Origin of the sequence: Candidimonas nitroreducens (genome assembly GCF_002209565.1) — a bacterium.
Classification (GTDB): domain Bacteria; phylum Pseudomonadota; class Gammaproteobacteria; order Burkholderiales; family Burkholderiaceae_B; genus Candidimonas; species Candidimonas nitroreducens.
On sequence record NZ_NJIH01000024.1, the window covers coordinates 1 to 1,794 of the forward strand.

Below are 1,794 nucleotides of genomic sequence, written 5' to 3' on the forward strand. Positions count from 1 at the left end.
AACGCCTTTGCGCCGATGATAGTGGACGTACGTCTGTGAAAGTAGGGCATCGTCAGGCTTTTATCCTGCTGCGCCCCGTAGAGTGTTCTCTACGGGGCGTTCGCTTTTGTGCAGCCCGCCCTCGCTCCCGGCCGCCGGCTCCCTTCTTAAGCGCGCGGCACGGGCGCACGGCGCCTTGCCGCGCGCTGTCCGCGCCTTCATCACTTCCTCATTTCTTTGCTTGCGGCCTTGCCGCCCGGCTTCGAGGCCGGCTTCTTACCATGGCAGGCTTGGTGCCTGCGTGTGTATGGTCAAGAGTCGCAGGTCGGTGAATTCTTCGATCGCCGCCCGCCCGCCGAAGCGGCCGTAGCCACTGGCCTTGATTCCCCCGAAGGGAAGCTGCGGCTCGGCGCTTACCGTGGCGCCATTGACATGGCAGACGCCGACTTCGATACGGCGGGCGACCGATAGCGTCCGGGCCAGGTCGCGCCCGTATACGGCGGCCGCGAGACCGTATTCGGTATCGTTGGCCACGCGTACGGCCTCTTCGGCATCGCCAACTCGCACAATGGAGGCTATGGGCCCAAAGGATTCTTCGGCGTACACGCGCATATCGGGCCTGACGCCGTCGAGCACGACGGGGCCGAATAGATTCTTGTCGCGCATGACCGGCGTCAGCAGCCTGGCACCCTTGCCGACCGCGTCATCCACCAATGCCTGTACCTGGTTGGCGGCGGATTCGCCTATCAGGGCGCCGAGCTCCGGGCTGCCGCTGCGCGGGTCGCCGGCCTTGAGCGTCGCGCTCTTGGTGGCCAGGCGGCGGGCAAACTCGTCCGCGATTTTCTCGTCCACCACAATACGTTCGGTCGACATGCAGATCTGGCCCTGGTTCATGAAGGCGCCAAAGGCGGCGGCGTTCACGGCCTGATCCAGGTCGGCGTCCTCCAGCACGACCAGGGGCGCCTTGCCGCCCAGCTCCAGCAGGGCCCGCTTGAGGTGGCGCCCGGCGAGTTCGCCGATGATGCGCCCCACGCGGGTCGAGCCGGTGAAGTTCACCCGGCACACCGCGGGGTGGGCGATCAGGGCCTCGACGATGCCCGGCGCGGCTGCGGTGTCGTGCGTGATGACGTTGACGACGCCCGGCGGAAAACCCGCGTCCATGAACAGTTCGCCGATAAGATGGTGCGTGCCGGGACAAAGTTCGGAGGCTTTCAGGACGACGGTATTGCCGCAAACCAGGGGCATGGCAATGGCGCGTATCCCCAGCAGCAGCGGGGCATTCCACGGTGCGATGCCAAGCACCACGCCCACGGGCGCCCGCGTGGTAATGGCAAGTGTGCCCGCCTTGTCGGACGGGATGTTTTCGCCGGCAAGCTGGGTCGCCAGCGCGGCTGCCTCGCGCAGAGCGCCGATGGCGCCCTGCACATTGACATGGGCCCAGCCGGCCGAGGTGCCGGTCTCGTCGATGATCCGCTCGATGAAGTGCTCTGCTCGCTGGGCCAGCAGATCGGCGGTCTGCGTAAGCAGGGCGCGGCGCAGGCCAGGGCCGGTTTGCGACCATGCTGCAAAGGCGCTGCTGGCGCAATCGGCCGCGGCCAGCGCATCGCCCACGGTGGCTGCCGCAGCGCGGGTGGCGCCGCCGCCCGACAAGGGGCTGCGGCGTTCAAAATAGCGGCCATCGGCAGCAGCGCGTAGCTGTCAACGTCGGTTGAAAACTGACCCACTTTCGTCGGAATCGTCGGAGTAAAACTGACCCACCCCGGCGTCCCAAAACTTAGTTTCTGATCTTGATATTCCCCGCCTTGCGCTTGTCCT

Annotated in this window: 1 pseudogene; it reads right to left on the reverse strand. The window is 66.2% G+C overall.

The features are described 5' to 3' along the window. Nucleotides 1–255 precede the first annotated feature (255 nt). Nucleotides 256–1,668: pseudogene (locus CEY11_RS24890) on the reverse strand (aldehyde dehydrogenase); the annotation flags it as partial. Nucleotides 1,669–1,794: the final 126 nt, after the last annotated feature.